Source organism: Caproiciproducens galactitolivorans (assembly GCF_026672255.1).
Taxonomy (GTDB): Bacteria; Bacillota; Clostridia; order Oscillospirales; family Acutalibacteraceae; genus Caproiciproducens; species Caproiciproducens galactitolivorans_A.
In genome coordinates this window covers 118,817-134,185 of the sequence record NZ_JAPOHA010000006.1, presented here as the reverse complement: position 1 = coordinate 134,185, position 15,369 = coordinate 118,817, and the positions used below count along the sequence as shown (strand labels likewise).

At 50.9% G+C, this 15,369-nt stretch carries 14 protein-coding genes and 1 tRNA gene; 10 read left to right on the top strand and 5 right to left on the bottom strand.

Annotated elements, in window-relative coordinates; genetic code table 11:
- Nucleotides 1-27 precede the first annotated feature (27 nt).
- From OUY18_RS07440 to OUY18_RS07425, 4 genes are all read left to right on the top strand, one after another.
- Nucleotides 28-570: an NADH peroxidase gene (locus OUY18_RS07440; protein WP_268058130.1), complete on the top strand. Its 543-nt coding sequence runs from the start codon at nucleotides 28-30 to the stop codon at nucleotides 568-570.
- Nucleotides 571-821: 251 nt separating this feature from the next.
- Nucleotides 822-1,316, top strand: coding sequence for a COG2426 family protein (locus tag OUY18_RS07435; protein ID WP_268058129.1), 495 nt, complete (start codon nucleotides 822-824; stop codon nucleotides 1,314-1,316).
- A gap of 16 nt (nucleotides 1,317-1,332) precedes the next feature.
- On the top strand, nucleotides 1,333-2,583 hold the full coding sequence (locus OUY18_RS07430; RefSeq protein WP_268058128.1) for an NAD(P)/FAD-dependent oxidoreductase: 1,251 nt from the start codon (nucleotides 1,333-1,335) through the stop codon (nucleotides 2,581-2,583).
- Nucleotides 2,584-2,592: 9 nt separating this feature from the next.
- Complete coding sequence (locus tag OUY18_RS07425; RefSeq protein WP_268058127.1) at nucleotides 2,593-4,173, top strand: NAD(P)/FAD-dependent oxidoreductase; 1,581 nt, start codon at nucleotides 2,593-2,595, stop codon at nucleotides 4,171-4,173.
- Between the two features lie 135 nt (nucleotides 4,174-4,308).
- Here OUY18_RS07425 and speE read toward each other — a convergent pair whose 3' ends face one another.
- The 5 genes from speE to OUY18_RS07400 form a co-directional block, all read right to left on the bottom strand.
- Nucleotides 4,309-5,175 carry a polyamine aminopropyltransferase gene (gene speE, locus OUY18_RS07420; protein WP_268058126.1) on the bottom strand — a complete coding sequence of 289 codons (867 nt, stop codon included), beginning with the start codon at nucleotides 5,173-5,175 and terminating at the stop codon, nucleotides 4,309-4,311.
- A 4-nt stretch (nucleotides 5,176-5,179) separates the two neighbouring features.
- Entirely contained in the window at nucleotides 5,180-6,631 is a 1,452-nt protein-coding gene (locus OUY18_RS07415) for an aminotransferase class I/II-fold pyridoxal phosphate-dependent enzyme (protein ID WP_268058125.1), read from the bottom strand.
- Nucleotides 6,632-6,646: 15 nt separating this feature from the next.
- A complete protein-coding gene (gene speD, locus OUY18_RS07410; protein WP_268058123.1) occupies nucleotides 6,647-7,465 on the bottom strand; it encodes an adenosylmethionine decarboxylase in 819 nt (272 codons plus the stop codon).
- 242 nt (nucleotides 7,466-7,707) lie between these two features.
- Nucleotides 7,708-8,703: an ATP-binding protein gene (locus OUY18_RS07405; protein WP_268058122.1), complete on the bottom strand. Its 996-nt coding sequence runs from the start codon at nucleotides 8,701-8,703 to the stop codon at nucleotides 7,708-7,710.
- Nucleotides 8,700-9,716: a DnaD domain protein gene (locus tag OUY18_RS07400; protein WP_268058121.1), complete on the bottom strand. Its 1,017-nt coding sequence runs from the start codon at nucleotides 9,714-9,716 to the stop codon at nucleotides 8,700-8,702. The genes OUY18_RS07405 and OUY18_RS07400 overlap by 4 nt, the downstream gene beginning before the upstream one ends.
- Before the next feature lie 163 nt (nucleotides 9,717-9,879).
- On the opposite strand from OUY18_RS07400, the gene OUY18_RS07395 reads away from it, so the two are divergent.
- The 6 genes from OUY18_RS07395 (at nucleotide 9,880) to OUY18_RS07370 (ending at nucleotide 15,310) form a co-directional block, all read left to right on the top strand.
- Nucleotides 9,880-9,955, top strand: a tRNA-Gly gene (locus OUY18_RS07395).
- Nucleotides 9,956-10,111: 156 nt separating this feature from the next.
- Nucleotides 10,112-11,932: a translational GTPase TypA gene (gene typA, locus OUY18_RS07390; RefSeq protein ID WP_268058120.1), complete on the top strand. Its 1,821-nt coding sequence runs from the start codon at nucleotides 10,112-10,114 to the stop codon at nucleotides 11,930-11,932.
- A gap of 1 nt (nucleotide 11,933) precedes the next feature.
- On the top strand, nucleotides 11,934-12,815 hold the full coding sequence (locus tag OUY18_RS07385; protein WP_268058119.1) for an exonuclease domain-containing protein: 882 nt from the start codon (nucleotides 11,934-11,936) through the stop codon (nucleotides 12,813-12,815).
- A 33-nt stretch (nucleotides 12,816-12,848) separates the two neighbouring features.
- Nucleotides 12,849-13,517, top strand: coding sequence for a hypothetical protein (locus tag OUY18_RS07380; protein ID WP_268058118.1), 669 nt, complete (start codon nucleotides 12,849-12,851; stop codon nucleotides 13,515-13,517).
- A 60-nt stretch (nucleotides 13,518-13,577) separates the two neighbouring features.
- Nucleotides 13,578-14,420, top strand: coding sequence for a peptidoglycan editing factor PgeF (gene pgeF, locus OUY18_RS07375; protein ID WP_268058117.1), 843 nt, complete (start codon nucleotides 13,578-13,580; stop codon nucleotides 14,418-14,420).
- Nucleotides 14,417-15,310 carry a radical SAM protein gene (locus OUY18_RS07370; protein WP_268058116.1) on the top strand — a complete coding sequence of 298 codons (894 nt, stop codon included), beginning with the start codon at nucleotides 14,417-14,419 and terminating at the stop codon, nucleotides 15,308-15,310. Before pgeF ends, OUY18_RS07370 begins: the two co-directional genes overlap by 4 nt.
- Nucleotides 15,311-15,369 lie beyond the last annotated feature (59 nt).

Sequence of the window (15,369 nt, the reverse complement as noted above, 5' to 3'; positions counted from 1 at the left end):
TTTTAATTTATATGGAGGTAAGTAAAAATGAAAAAATTTGTGTGTTCCGTATGTGGTTATGTTTATGAGGGTGAAGAAGCTCCCGCGGTTTGCCCGCAGTGCAAGGCGCCGAAAGAGAAATTTGTTGAGCAAACCGAAAACGCTCCGTTTGCCTGCGAGCATCAGGTCGGCATTGCACAGGGAATCGATAAAGAAGTTTACGACGGCTTGGTAGCGAATTTCAACGGCGAATGCTGTGAAGTCGGTATGTATATTGCCATGGCGCGTCAGGCAGACCGCGAAGGCTATCCGGAAATCGCCGCCGCGTTCAAAGAGTACGCGTATCAGGAAGCGGACCATGCCTCCCGTTTTGCGGAGATGCTCGGCGAAGTCCTTACCGACAGCACGAAGAAGAATCTTCAGATGCGTGCAGAGGCTGAGGCGGGCGCCTGCGCAGGCAAACTTGCCATTGCCAAGAAGGCTAAGGAACTCAATTACGATGCCATCCACGACACCGTACATGAAATGGCGAAGGATGAAGCGCGTCACGGCGCCGGATTCAGAGGCCTTCTGGCAAGATATTTCGGCTGATTATAAGATTACCCCTTACAGTATACATCAGGCTAAACCGGCACGGGAATCCCGTGTCGGTTTTCCTTTTGCCCATTAAAAAAAGCGTTCAAAAAGCTTCCCTGTTTTGCTGCTGAAAGGGACGACGCAATCAATGTCAGAATGGAAATGGGAAAATGCCATGAAAAATGCGGAAAGTATGGGCTGAAAACCTTGCCATTCCCAATAAAAATAGGCTATACTATAAAATGATAAAAGAAAAGGAGCGCGGGATGGAACAAATCGTAAAAAGCGTAGTAGGCTTGCTGGGTACCACATCATCAAAGGAACTGGTCATTTTCATCGTATCCATGCTCCCCATACTGGAGCTGCGCGGCGGCATTTTAGCCGCGGGTATGCTGAATGTTGACATGGTGCGGGCATTTTTTATCTGTTTTTTCGGTACGATTCTTCCCGTACCGTTTATTCTGCTTTTTATACGTCAAATACTGGATTGGATGCGAAACACCCGCTTTGTCAAGCTTGTGCGCAGGATAGAAGCGAAAGCGGAGGAAAAAAGCAAATCCGTTGAGAAATATAAAACCTTTGGACTGTATATTTTTGTGGCGGTTCCGCTGCCGGGCACCGGCGCGTGGACCGGCTCGCTGATCGCCGCGCTGCTCGGGATGCGGTTCCGGGACGCCATCCTTTCCGTCTTTGCGGGAACCCTGACGGCGGATATCATTATGTGCATCGTTTCCTACGGCCTGCTTGGGCAGCTTTGGTAATTGCTTTGGAGGATTTATGGAATATTATGATATTGGAATCATCGGCGGCGGCGCGGCCGGACTGATGGCTGCGGTCTGTGCGGCTCAGGAATGCCGGAAAAACCGGATACCCGCGAAAATCGCCGTACTGGAAGCAAATCCGCGCGTCGGGAAAAAGCTGCTTGCAACCGGCAACGGGCGCTGCAATCTTACAAACCGCAATCTTACAGCCGAACATTACCACGGGGATACGGCCCTCGCTATGCCGATTCTAAAGCAATATACGGCACAGGTGATTATGGATCGGTTTTCGTCCCTCGGGCTGTTATGCAGGGAACAGGAGGAAGGCCGCGTTTATCCGAATAATTTACAGGCTTCCGCCGTACTGGATATCCTGCGCTTCCAGCTTGAAAGCCTTGGCGTGAAAACTCTTACGGATTTCGCCGTAACCGCCGTTAAAAAAACCGAACCCGATTTTACGATTCATTCGCAGTCCGGCACCGTTTCTGCGAAACGCCTGATTTTTGCCTGCGGGGGAAAGGCGTATCCGCAGCTTGGCTCCAACGGCAGTGGGTATCTGATTCTGAAAACATTGGGCCATAGCGTAACCGGACTTTTTCCCGCGCTGGTACAGGTAAAAACCGATCCGGCCCGCGCAAAGCCCCTAAAGGGCGCGAGAAGTGCGGCCTGCGCTACGCTCCTCGCCGACGGAGAACCTGTTAAAACCGTCTGCGGCGAGGTGCAGTTTACCGAAAACGGACTGTCCGGTATCTGCATTTTTGAACTGTCCCGTTTGGCGGGAGAGCTGGGAGGGGCAAAGAAACTTGAAATTGCTTTAGACCTTCTCTCGGATTATACCGAAGAAGAAGTATTTGCGATGCTCGGACAGACCCGGAAAAGCCTCGGTCTGATGCCGGCGGATGAACTTTTGAACGGCTGTGTGAACAAGCTTGTTGGCCGCGGGGTGATTCGGGCGGCCTTGCGGCATATCCCAAGGCAGGCGAATGAATATCGGCCGGCGGACTTAAAGGCTATTGCGAAAACGGTGAAAGATTTCCGGTTTGAAGTGACCGGAACGCTGTCCTGGAAGGATGCCCAGATCACCGCGGGCGGGGTGCCTTTAAAGGAAGTGGACGAAAACCTTCAGTCAAAGGTCTGTCCCGGCCTTTACCTTGCGGGCGAGGTTTTGAATATCGACGGCGACTGCGGCGGCTTCAACCTGCATTGGGCCTGGAGTACCGGTATGGCGGCGGGAACCGCCTGCGCTTCCGCATTACTGAAAAAATAAGGGTGAAATATGTTTCGTATATCGGAAATTCATTTGAAACTAGACGGCACCGAACAGGATTTAATCAAGCAGGCGGCGGCGCGTTTAAAGGTTGCCCCTGCTGAAATCCGTTCTTTGAAACTGTATAAAAAATCGGTCGACGCACGTAAAAAAGACGATGTCCATTTTATCTGTACGGTTGATGTCGACTGCATTCTGAAGCGCCCGCCGAAGGATTCGAAAATCACGGAGGCTGAGCCGTATCGCTATGCGCTTCCGGCGGGGAAGCCGCGCGCTCTGCGGCCCGTGGTCGTCGGCTTTGGCCCGGCGGGACTTTTTGCCGCGCTGATCTTAGCGCAGGCCGGGCAGCGCCCGATTGTTTTTGAACGCGGAAGCGCGGTGGAAAAACGGAAGGAACAGGTGGAGCATTTTTGGAAAACGGGGGAACTGAACCCCGACTGCAACGTCCAGTTCGGCGAAGGCGGGGCGGGTACCTTTTCAGACGGCAAACTGAACACCGGCACAAAGGATTCCCGTTCGCGCAAAGTGCTGGAGGAATTTGTTGCCGCGGGTGCGCCGCCGGAAATCCTGTATCTGGCCAAGCCGCATATCGGAACGGACCGTCTGCCTTGTGCGGTAAAGGCAATCCGCGAGCAGATTCTTTCCCTTGGCGGGGAAGTGCATTTTGAAACCGCTCTGAAAAAGATTCTTATAAAAGACGGGAAGGTGACCGGAGCGGAAGTAAAGCCGCAGGACGGTTCAACTTACACCGTGGACACCGACCGGCTGATCCTTGCTGTGGGGCACAGCGCGCGGGATACCTTTGAAATGCTCCATTCCCTCGGCATACCGATGGAGCAGAAGCCGTTTTCCGTGGGCGCCCGAATCGAGCACCCGCAGAGCTTGATTGACCGTGCGCAGTACGGCAAATTTGCCGGTCACCCGAATCTTGGGGCGGCCGACTACAAACTGGCTGTGCACTTGGAAAACGGCAGGGGCGTGTATACCTTCTGCATGTGTCCGGGGGGCAGCGTGGTCGCCGCGGCAAGCGAGCCGGGACGCCTTGTCACAAACGGCATGAGCAATTTTGCCCGGGACGGGGCAAACGCGAACGCGGCGCTGCTGGTCGGCGTTGGGCCGCAGGATTTCGGCGATGAGCACCCGCTTGCCGGTATGGAATTCCAGCGCAGGCTGGAAGCGGAAGCCTTTCGTCTTGGCGGAGAAAATTGTCATGCCCCCATTCAGCGCGTGGAGGATTTTTTAAAGCGAGTCCCTACAAAATCCCTGGGGGATGTGAAGCCGACGTATCTTCCCGGCATCACTCCTTGCAGTCTGGATGATTGCCTGCCCAATTTTATCACCGATTCCATGCGGCAGGGAATCCAGCTTATGAACCGAAAGCTGAGGGGCTTTTCCTTTCCGGACGCGCTTTTAACCGCAGTGGAAACCCGAAGTTCTTCTCCGGTGCGCGTTCTGCGCGGAGAGAATTTTCAATCCCCCTTAGCGGAAGGCCTTTTCCCATGCGGCGAAGGCGCGGGCTACGCGGGCGGCATTATTTCTGCGGCGGTGGACGGAATCAAATGCGCGGAGCAGATTATTATAGATATGTGAAAAACGGGTGTCCCGCGTTGCGGGGCACCCATTTTGTCTCAAAAGTATCATTTTAAAAACTGCATAAATTGAAAGTTTTGATTAAGCTTTTCAAAAGCTTGCGGGGGGTCAGCGCCCTAAGTCCCCTTTGCTTTTTTAAAATTCTTGCTGTTCCGTTGTATCGGCTAAAATATCCCGGATATAATTCGGAATCGCGAAGCTGCCGACATGCACATCCGTGTTGTAGTACCGGGTCTTTAATCCCAGTTTGTTCCATTCTGAATCCCGCAAATCGGAAACCGGGTTCAGTCCCTTTGAAGCAAAACCGAATACCCAGTTCCCGGAAGGGTAGGACGGAATCTGCGCCTGATAAATCCGGCAGACCGGAAAAAATTCCTGCATGCACTGATGTGCCCGCTTCATGAATTTTGAATAATCCGCGTAATACGGGCATTCCTGCTGGTTTACCAGAATGCCGTTTTCTTTCAGCGCGTTGCAGCAGCTTCCGTAAAATTCCTTGGTAAACAGCCCCTCGCCCGGGCCGAACGGGTCGGTGGAATCGACAATAATCAAGTCGTATTCGTTTTCCTTTTCACGGATAAATCTTAGCCCATCTTCAAAATAAAAGGAAATCCGTTTGTCGGAAAGTTTTTCGGAAACCTCCGGAAAATACGCGCGGCTCACTTCCAGAACGCGTTTGTCCACTTCCACCAAATCGATCTTTTCAATGGTTCCGTACCGGGTAAGTTCCCTGATCGTGCCGCCGTCGCCGCCGCCGATCACCAGTACGTTTTTTACGCCGGGATTTACCGCCATCGGCACATGGACGATCATTTCATGATAAATAAATTCGTCTTTTTCCGTCAGCATCATTTTGCCGTCAATCGTAAGAAAACGCCCGAATTCCTTCGACTCAAATACGTCGATGCGCTGATATTTGCTTTGCTCCGAATGAATCTGTTTTTCCACCCGGATGGAAAAACAGACATCCTTTGTATGCTGTTCCGTAAACCATAAGTCCATTTCTTTACACATCCACTACTTTTAAATTTTCAATCGTGATGTCTTCCGTTCCGGACAGGAAGCATCCTTTCGCTTTTGCATAGAGAATATAATCGATGATTTCTTCCGTAATCCGTTCGCCCGGCGCCAGAATCGGGATTCCCGGAGGATAACACATCACGAATTCGCCGCAGAGACAGCCGGCGCTCGCTCCGATGGGAACCATTTTTTTGTTTGCGTAGAACGCGTTCTGCGGGGTCATTTCCACCTGCGGGGCAATATACTCGTGATCGAACATCCCGGTCGGGTCCTTTGCATACCGGCGCTTGACTTCATACAGCGCGGCGACCAGCCGTTCAATTGTAAATTCGCTGTCACCGGCGGAAATAATCGCAAGGATATTGCCGATATCGCCGAACTCAATCTGAATGCCGTATTCGTCGCGGAGAATATCGTAGACTTCGATGCCGGCAAGACCGATATCCCTTGTAAAAACGGAAAGCTTCGTGGTATCGAAATCATAGACCGCGCCGCCGTCGCACAGTTCTTTGGAAAAAGCATAATAGCCCCCGATTTTGTTGATTTCGTCCCGCGCGTACTGCGCAAGAGAAACAACTTTGCGGAACATGGCTTTTCCGTCCAAAGCAAGACTGCTCCGTGAAATATCCAGTGAGGTCAGCAGAAGATAGGAGCCGCTCGTTGTCTGGGTAAGGTTGATGATCTGGCGGACACAGCCGGGGTTCAGCCTTTTCCCGGTTAACAGAAGGGAGCTCTGTGTAAGGGAACCGCCGGTTTTGTGCATGCTGACGGCCGCCATGTCCGCGCCGCAGGACATGGCGGAAGCCGGAAGACCTTCGCCGAAATAGAAATGGGTGCCGTGCGCTTCATCCACAAGCACGAGCATATTATGCGCATGCGCGAGCTCCGTAATTTCTTTTAAATTCGAACAGATTCCGTAATAGGTCGGATTGTTTACCAAAACCGCCTTTGCGTCGGGATTCTGTGCGATTGCCGCTTTTAAATCCTCGGGGGTCATCCCAAGCGGGATGCCGAGCCGGGTATTTACGCCCGGGTTCACATAGACGGGCTGTGCGCCGCTTAAAATCAGCGCGTGGATCGCACTGATATGCACGTTGCGGGGAAGGATAATCTTGTCGCCCCGTTTGCAGGTCGCCAGAATCATGGACTGCACAGCCGCGGTTGTTCCGTTTACGATAAAAAATGCGTTTGCGGCGCCGAACGCGTCCGCCGCCAGTTCCTCCGCTTCCTTAATAACGGAAACCGGATGGCAGAGATTGTCCAGCGGCTTCATGGAATTTACGTCCACCGAAAGGCATTGCTTTCCCAAAAACGCAGTAAGCCGGGGATTGCCGCGCCCCTGCTTATGGCCCGGCACGTCGAACGGGACGATACGGTCCATACGGTATTTGTTGAGCGCCGTCAGAATCGGCGTTTTTTCCTGAGACAGATGGCTCATCGCTTCCTCACCTTCTCAGTACACATTTGCGCCGCTGAAAATTTCAATCATTTCGCGCCGCAGATTGTCGGTTATGGTTAACCGCTGCATGGGCGGCAATTCGTAGGAATCCGTATTGAATAAGTAATTCTGCAAAACGATTTCCTTAATCAGCATTTTTGTATGGAAAATATTCGACTGATAGACGTTAATGTCGATCGCGTCGTATCTTTTTAAAGTTTCTTTATCTATATAATCCTGAATCGAGGTTATGTCGTGGTCAATAAATAATTTTTTGCCGTTCACATCCCGTGTAAAACCGCGTACACGATAATCAATGGTAATGATATCGGAATCGAAGCTGCCGATTAAATAATCGAGCGCGTTCAAAGGCGATATTTTTCCACAGGTCGATACGTCGATATCCACGCGAAAAGTTGCAATCGAGTTGTCTGGATGATATTCCGGATAGGTATGCACGGTAACATGGCTCTTGTCCAAATGAGCGACCACCGTTTCGCGGCTGTCCTGCAGATCACCGATACCATGGTTGCAGGATTTGTCAATCATATGCCTTGGGATGGCTTCTTCCGAGATCAGAAGCGTAACGGAAGCGCCCTGGGGGTCGTAATCCTGCTTGGAAATGTTCAGGACGTGCGCGCCTATCATTTCGGTTACATCGCATAAGATTTTTGTCAATCTTTCCGAATTGTACTGCTCATCGATATAAGCAATATAGTCCTTTTGCTCTCTCTCACTTTTTGCATAGCACACATCATAGATGTTGAAGCTAAGTGTTTTTGTGAGGTTGTTAAAGCCGTATAAAGTCAGCTTTTTTTCCAACCCTAACACCACAACCTTTCCTGCTTTAAAATTCTTCCGCAGTAAAAACCAAACGATCTTCCACCCGGTATAAAACAGCGGAAAACCGTTCGGCTGAAACGGAATTTTACACAGTATAGCATATCCTATTTATTTTATCAATTATTCTTTTCCGTATACTAACAGGAAATATTTTACAAAGGAAAATAACCGTGCGCGATAAAAGAAGAAGCCGCATGAACACAGTGTTCACGCGGCTTTCACCAAATACATACTTATGTAAGATTCCGCAGCCGTTTTTGCAGCCGGTTGTCCCTGCCGCAGAACAGCACGCGGACGTAGTCGCCCATAATTCTTGAAGCGAAACGCTCGGTGTAACGCTCCTGAAGCTCCTGAATGGAAAGATTGGTGCTGATAATGGTGGGCTTCTGCGTCATCAGTCTCGTGTTTACAATATTATAAATCTCCGCGCAGGAAAACGCACTGCGGAATTCCGTCCCCAGATCGTCCAGAATCAGCAGGTCGCAATCCAGAAGAAGCCGGTCGGTGTCGCCCTGTGTATCGCGGCCGAAATGCTCGTGTTCCAGTTTGGTGATAATATTGTTGACGGAACAGTATACAACGCCGAAACCTTTTTGAATCGCCGTATTGGCGATTGCGAGCGACATATGGGTTTTGCCCAGCCCCGTGCCGCCCTGCATTATCAGGCTGGGGGAGGAAAGCGAAAAGCCGCGCGCGTAATTTTGGCAGTTGCGGAATACCTTCTCCATCATGCTTCGCGGGGACTTTTGGCCGCTTTCGGCGCTGTCCGCGTAATAATCGAGCGAAAAGCTCTCGAAGGTGGAAAGGGAAAGCGGCGTCAGCTTATTTAAATTCTCGTAGGCCTGCGCCTGCAGCAGCTTTTTCATACAGGAACACATTCTGCCGTCGATATAGCCGGTGTCGCCGCATTTCTTACAGGAATAAGGCGGTTCCAGATAATCTGCGCCGCGGCCTGCGGATGCGAGCAGTTCATTCATCCGGTTTTGTAACGACTGATTTTCCTCTTTCAGCTTTACAAGCTGCTCTTTTGCGCTGCTGCCGCCGAAAATCGCGCGAGCCGCGGCGATTGCGGTTTTGGACAGCGCGGATTCAATCCTTTTTGCTTCCGGGTAACAACCGTAAAATACAGACTTGCGTTCGGCCGCCGTGTTTTCGGCAGATTTACGGCGTTCCAGCAGAATCCGTTCCGCACTTTCATAAATTTCCCTGCTGTAACCCAATGCAATCACTTCCTGTCAAAGTTATCAAAAACGCCGGAGCGCTCGTACTCCTCAATATCATAAGTCGTTTTCGGCTGTCTGCCGCCTTTGCGGGCCGCCGCCCGCTCTTCTTTATCCTTCTGCGCCTGTTCAAGGGTAGAAATCCCTTCCTTGTGCCAGCGTTCCAGAATCTTATTCATATAGCTGGGGCTGAATTTGCCGGTGTTGTCCACACTGCGTTCATACGCTTCGTGAATCAGTGCGGTGTTGAAATTCCATTCGTTAATCCAGACAGAGGCAAAAGACTGCTCCTTCGAAGAAGGCGCGCGGTGCATAATGCCGATCGCCTGTTCCACCGCATGCCAGGCCTTTTTGTTTTCATCCAGACGGCGCAGCTTTTCCTCCGCTTTTTCGTGGGTAAAGATTTCTTCATCGGCCCAGCTCATGGCCACTTTTTCTATGTAACGGGAATTTGCCTTGCCGATGCTGACAACATATTGCAGCAGCATAATGATCACGTCGCAGGGCAGGCCGTAATGGTCGTGCAGCATTAGCAGCATGGCGGAATCGCCGTTGGAAATCAGCCGGCCGAGAATCTGCTCCGCTTCCTGCATCAGGCAGGCAATCTCGTTCGATTCCCCGATTCGTTTTGCCACAAACGCATTGTCCGGTTTCTGCGGACGCGAAAGAATCTTTTTCGGTTTTTCCGGCGGGATTTCCGCAGGAATCGCAGGCGAGGGCTCCTCCGCCGTTTTTTCGGTTTCGTCCTTAAAACCGGCTTCCCCGGCGGGGACGAATTCGCCGTCTTTTTCAGCAAACAGCCCGGTCTGCTGCCAGTAAAGCATCGCGTCGCTTACGTCGGCACGGTCAATGCTGAGCGCTTTTGCAATATCGGCGGCTTCAAAGCTTTCTCCCGCGTGCCGCAGTTCCCACAAAAGCACTTTCAGCTGGACGGAACCCGCCAATTTAATATGTTTATCGACAACGGAGCAGGGAACGGCAAAAACGGAGTTCCACTCTCCCAGATTAATAGAACAGCTCATACAGGTCACCTTTCGAAAACTAGTAGAAAACTAGTAAATTCATTCTGTTATTATAGCATAAGCGCGCCGAATAGGGAATTGCAAAACGAATTGGAATCTTTAAAAAATCATGCTTGACAAAAGAGCGGGTTATGTCGTATAATATCACTTGCACCAATGCAGTGCGAATGTAGCTCATCTGGTAGAGCGCCACCTTGCCAAGGTGGAGGTAGCGAGTTCGAGCCTCGTCGTTCGCTCCAAATCCGAAAAGCGCCGGTAGAATACCGGCGCTTTTTTGTCGAACAGAACATCTTTTATTTAACCTGACTTATTCACAAACGGGGTGATGTGTGGTATAATAAAAAAGTTTTGTGAAATTATTTGTGAATTTAATGTTTAAAGAGGTATTATCGATTATGGACTCAAGAAATGACATCCGGAATGTTGCAATCATTGCGCACGTCGACCACGGTAAAACCACTCTGGTTGACCAGCTGTTAAGGCAAAGCGGCATTTTCCGAGCCAATGAGAATGTTGCGGAACGTGTAATGGACTCGAATGATCTGGAACGCGAGCGCGGCATCACAATCCTCTCCAAGAATACCGCCGTTATGTATAACGGTGTTAAAATTAATATTGTTGATACTCCCGGCCATGCCGATTTCGGCGGCGAAGTGGAACGTATTCTGATGATGGTCGACGGCGTTTTGCTGTTGGTCGACGCGTTTGAAGGCTGTATGCCGCAGACAAGGTTTGTTTTGAAAAAGGCGCTCGGCCTTGGAAAAATCCCACTGGTCGTCGTCAACAAAATCGACCGCCCGGGTGCAAGACCGGCGGAAGTCGTTGACGAAGTCCTCGATCTGTTTATTGAGCTTGGCGCGAATGACGACCAGCTTGAATTTCCGGTCGTTTACGCTTCCGGTCGCGACGGTTACTCCACAACGGACCCCGAAGTTCCGGGTACCGATATGAAACCGCTTTTGGACGCGATCCTGGAGCATATCCCCGCGCCGAAGGGCGATCTGAACGGCCCGACACAGGTTCTGTTCTCCAACATTGACTATGATGATTATGTTGGAAGAATCGGGATCGGCCGTGTGGAGCGCGGTGAAATTCACGACGGCGAAAACGTGGTTCTCTGCTGCCGTGACGGCGAGCAGAAAAATGCGAAAATCGGAAAGCTTTATCAGTTCGAAGGATTGAAACGCGTGGAAGTGCAGGAAGCGAAATTAGGCGACCTTGTTGCCGTTTCCGGTATCCCGGGGCTGAATATCGGCGAAACCGCCTGTTCGCCGGATTGTATCGATCCGCTTCCGTTCGTCAAGATTGACGAGCCGACCGTTTCCATGATGTTCATGGTCAACAACAGCCCGTTTGCGGGACGGGAAGGGAAATACGTTACCTCCCGGAATCTGCGCGACCGTCTGTTTAAAGAGGTGGAAACCAACGTGGCCATGCGCGTGGAAGAAACCGATTCCGCCGATACCTTTAAGGTTTCCGGCCGCGGAGAACTGCATCTTTCCATTTTGATTGAGCAGATGCGCCGCCAGAACTATGAATTCCAGGTTTCCGCGCCGCATGTTATTTATAAAACGATCAACGGAAAAAATTGCGAACCGATTGAACTTCTCATGATTGAAGTTCCGGACAACTACGTGGGCGCGGTTATGGAGAAACTCGGAACGCGCAAGGCGGAGATTGTGAATATGGGCACCCGCGATACCGGTATGAGCCATCTGGAATTCAAGATTCCTGCGCGCGGCCTCATGGGCTACCGGCAGGAATTCCTGACCGACACCAACGGCAACGGAATCATGAACAGCGTTTTCGACGGTTATGAACCTTATAAGGGCGAAATCCAGACCCGCGCGCAGGGCTCCCTGATCGCACATGAAACCGGCGAATCCACAGGATACGGACTTTTCTACGCGCAGGACCGCGGCCGCATGTTTATCGGGCCCGGCGTTGAAGTGTATGAAGGCATGATTGTGGGTGCAAGCCCGAAATCCGACGATATCGTCGTGAATGTCTGCAAGAAGAAGCACGTCACCAATACCCGCGCGTCCGGTTCCGACGAAGCGCTGAAGCTGACGCCGCATACCGTTTTAAGTCTGGAGCAGTGCCTGGAATTTATTCGGAATGACGAACTGGTTGAAGTGACGCCGAAAAACATCCGCATGCGCAAGATGATCCTGAGTAAGGAACTGCGCATGAAACAGGCCAGTAAGAAAAAATGATATGAATATTGTAATTCTTGATTTGGAATGGAACGGTACCTACAGCAGGAAGCTGAAAGGCTTTATGAATGAAATCATCGAATTCGGCGCCGTGAAAGTCGACGGGAATCTGAATGTTGTAGATACCTTTGAATCCCTTGTGCGCCCCCAGGTCGGGAAGAAACTGAGCGGTAAAATTAAAACGCTGACCAGCATAACCAATGAGGAACTGAAGGACGGTCTTCAGTTCATGCAGGTCACAAGCCGTTTTAAAAAATGGGCGGGCGACGCGGTCTTCATGACATGGGGAACGTCGGACATTCTCGCCCTGATCGAGAACTGCCGCTATTTTTGCGGAAATGAACACATTCCCTTCCTGAAACGGTATATCAATTTGCAGGAATACTGTGAAAAGATGCTGGATTACGACGCAACCAAGCAGATGGGGCTGAGCACCGCGGCGCAGCTTCTGCATATTGACGAAGAGGGATTCGATCACCACCGGGCACTCGGGGACAGTCTTCTGTCCCTGCAATGTTTTCGGAAGCTGTATACGCCGGAAAACTTCAAACCGTCCATTCAGGACGCGACCGCGCAGGAGTTTTACGACAAACTCCTGTTTAAAACGGTGATTGTCTGTGATTTGAATCATCCGCTGATCAAACGGAGCGACCTGCGTTTCGAATGTGATGTCTGCGGACGGCGCGCGCACCGGACGGGAGACTGGCAGCTCAAAAACAAGAGCTACCGCGCGGAATTCGTTTGCTGGCACTGCCATCACCGGTTCTACGGCCGGGTTCAGTTCAAACTGAAATATGAGGGTATGGTTGTAAAAAAAGGAATCCTTCCGGTCAATTCCGAAAAGGATAAAGCAGAGGATGAAGATCCTCAAGAGGAGAGCTGACAGGCTCTCCTTTTTTTCGCCGTTTTTTCAGGCTTGCAACCGATTCTTTTCGGTGATATACTTATGGGCAAGGCGGTGATAGGAATGTTGGACGAAAAGGATCTGCAGGCCATAGCAGGACTGTTTAATCAAGCGGTTAGTGAATCCGAAAATCGGATGAAAGCTTATATGGAATCAGCGGTTAGTAATTCCGAAAATCGAATGAAAGCTCATACGGAATCAGCGGTTAGTGAATCCGAAAATCGGATGAAAGCTTATATGGAATCAGCGGTTAGTAATTCCGAAAATCGAATGAAAGCTCATACGGAATCAGCGGTTAGTGAATCCGAAAACCGGATGAAAGCTTATATGGAATCAGCGGTTAGTAATTCCGAAAATCGAATGAAAGCTCATACGGAATCAGCGGTTAGTGAATCCGAAAACCGGATGAAAGCTTATATGGAATCAGCGGTTAGTAATTCCGAAAATCGCATGAAAGCTCATATGGAATCAACGGTTAGTCAATCCGAAAATCGGACGAAAGCTTATCTTGAAGCAAATGTTGAAAAGAAAATTCAGCTTTTGGCAGAAGGCCACAAAATCATTCTTGATCGGCTCCCGGATGCCGACGAGCAGGAACAGCTGAAAAGCCGCGTAAAAGTTTTGGAACGAATTGTGACAGACATGCGGGTTGAAATTGATGAATTAAAGAAAGCCCAATAACAAGACGCGTTCAGTGTAGAAAGCTGGGCGCGCTTTTTACGTAGGTTTATTGGAGGCATTATGAATTACGACAGTAAAAATATGAAATTCTATGAACGCGGGGATGTCGCCTACCTTACGTTTCCGGCGTTTGAAAAATACGGGTTTGTACGGCACGCTTTTTCCACACGGATCGGCGGGGTCAGTGAAAATGCGTTCGCTTCCATGAATTTGAATTTTGGCCGGGGCGACCGGGACGAGAATGTTACGGAGAATTTTCACCGGTTCTGTTCCGCCGCAGGCTTTGACTATTCCACGCTGGTGGCTTCCTCGCAGGATCACGGAACCTTTATCCGCAGGGTAGGGGCCGAAAACCGGGGAACCGGAATCTGGAAGCCGAAGGATATCAAAAGCGTGGATGGGTTGGTTACCGATGAGCCGGATGTCACGCTGGTTACGTACTATGCGGATTGCGTTCCGCTGTTTTTCCTTGACCCTGTAAAGCGTGCGATCGGTCTGGCCCACGCGGGCTGGCGCGGAACCGTCGCCGGGATTGGCGCAAAAATGGTGAAAACCATGGAGCGGGAATTTGGGAGCAGGCCCGAAGACCTTGTCGCCGCGGTCGGCCCTTCCATCGGCCCCTGCTGCTTTGAAGTAGACGCGCCGGTGTACGAGGAATTTTCCAAGCTGACGCAGTTGAACCCGCGGAAATTTATCGTACAAAACGGCGGGGGAAAATACCATATCGACTTATGGGAGGCTAACCGGTGCATCCTGATTCATGCCGGTATTCAAAGGGAGCAGATCACAATCGCGGGGCTGTGTACGCAATGTAACGCACAATGGCTCTGGTCTCACCGCGCGAGCGGCGGGAAACGCGGCGGGCTTGCCGCGATGATGTGCCTGACGGAGGGGAAAGCATGACCATTCAGCATTGTACTCTTTGCCCGCGCAACTGCGGCGCGCTCCGAACGGAAAACGAAGGCGCCGGATTCTGCGGCATGGGCTCGAATCCCGTTGTCGCGCGCGCGGCGCTCCATTTCTGGGAGGAACCCTGTATCAGCGGAAAACGGGGTTCCGGAACGGTTTTTTTTACCGGCTGCTGCCTGAAATGCGTTTTTTGCCAGAATTATCAGATCAGTACGAAAAAAGAAGTCGGAAAAATCATCAGCGTTCAGGAACTGGCGGATATTTTTGACCGTCTAGCGGAACAGGGGGCGCACAATATTAATCTGGTGAATCCGACGCACTTCGTACCCGCGATTCTTCAGGCGCTTGCGCTTCGGAAAACAAAGCTTCCGGTTGTCTATAATTCCGGCGGCTACGAAAGCTTGGAAACGCTGAAGGTGCTCGACGGATGGATCGACATTTACCTGCCCGATTTTAAATATGCGGATAATGCACTTGCGCAAAAATACTCCGGCGCTTCAAATTACGTGGAAAGCGCGAAAGCCTGCGTGCTTGAAATGGCGCGGCAAACCGGGCCGGCTGTGTTTGACAGGGAAGGCATGATGACGCGCGGCACCATTGTGCGCCACCTTATTTTGCCGGGAAACACGCGAAACTCCATCGCCGTCCTCGACTGGCTGGGGGAAAATTTGCCCGACGGCGTGCTGGTCAGCCTGATGGCGCAGTATACTCCCTGCGGCAAAGCGGAGAATTTTCCGGAAATCAACCGCCGGATTACAGCGCGGGAATACCAAAAAATGCAGGAGCATTTATTTCGCTTAAATCTGGACGGTTTCGTTCAGGAAAGAAAATCGGCAAGCCGGGATTTTATTCCGCCCTTTAATTTAGAGGGCGTTTCGCGTTAATTCTTCTTGACAAATCATTCATACCGTTGTACACTGTTATCTAGTATTCAATATTACGT

Excerpts from the sequence above, each read along its gene's own strand:
- OUY18_RS07430 (WP_268058128.1), top strand. The coding sequence starts at position 1,333 with ATGGAATATTATGATATTGGAATCATCGGCGGCGGCGCGGCCGGACTG.
- pgeF (WP_268058117.1), top strand. The coding sequence starts at position 13,578 with ATGAATTACGACAGTAAAAATATGAAATTCTATGAACGCGGGGATGTC.
- OUY18_RS07425 (WP_268058127.1), top strand. The coding sequence starts at position 2,593 with ATGTTTCGTATATCGGAAATTCATTTGAAACTAGACGGCACCGAACAG.
- OUY18_RS07400 (WP_268058121.1), bottom strand. The coding sequence starts at position 9,716 with ATGAGCTGTTCTATTAATCTGGGAGAGTGGAACTCCGTTTTTGCCGTT.
- OUY18_RS07435 (WP_268058129.1), top strand. The coding sequence starts at position 822 with ATGGAACAAATCGTAAAAAGCGTAGTAGGCTTGCTGGGTACCACATCA.
- OUY18_RS07385 (WP_268058119.1), top strand. The coding sequence starts at position 11,934 with ATGAATATTGTAATTCTTGATTTGGAATGGAACGGTACCTACAGCAGG.
- OUY18_RS07440 (WP_268058130.1), top strand. The coding sequence starts at position 28 with ATGAAAAAATTTGTGTGTTCCGTATGTGGTTATGTTTATGAGGGTGAA.
- typA (WP_268058120.1), top strand. The coding sequence starts at position 10,112 with ATGGACTCAAGAAATGACATCCGGAATGTTGCAATCATTGCGCACGTC.
- OUY18_RS07370 (WP_268058116.1), top strand. The coding sequence starts at position 14,417 with ATGACCATTCAGCATTGTACTCTTTGCCCGCGCAACTGCGGCGCGCTC.
- speE (WP_268058126.1), bottom strand. The coding sequence starts at position 5,175 with ATGGACTTATGGTTTACGGAACAGCATACAAAGGATGTCTGTTTTTCC.
- OUY18_RS07415 (WP_268058125.1), bottom strand. The coding sequence starts at position 6,631 with ATGAGCCATCTGTCTCAGGAAAAAACGCCGATTCTGACGGCGCTCAAC.